Raw genomic sequence first — 256 nt, 5'->3', positions numbered from 1 at the left:
GCCATGTGGTCTCCCCGATCGGTGAGCCGATAGTCCGCGGACGGTGAGGCGCCTCCGAGGTTCTGGATGGTGTCGCGAACGGGGCGCGACCAGCCTGGAGGCACGGGCAGGTCTGTCTCGCCGGCGAGCAGGTTCTCGGCTTCCGCCGCGTCATCGGTTATCGGCAGCCGCGGTTCAAATGGGAGCGTGATGTTGGACGCGTCGTTCCCGCGGAGGCTCTCGCAGATGTCGCAGCGCGCGCCAGGCGGGTTGCGAC

At 68.8% G+C, this 256-nt stretch carries 1 protein-coding gene; it reads right to left on the bottom strand.

Going from position 1 to position 256, the window contains the following annotated elements:
- A partial coding sequence (locus AC1RPV_RS08035; RefSeq protein WP_481764243.1) for a hypothetical protein occupies window positions 1-256 on the bottom strand: 256 nt, incomplete at both ends.

The organism is Dellaglioa sp. CoH-55-MRSF-9, from assembly GCF_056782155.1.
The sequence above is the reverse complement of the archived record's forward strand: the minus strand, read 5'-3'. Positions and strand labels throughout refer to the sequence as shown.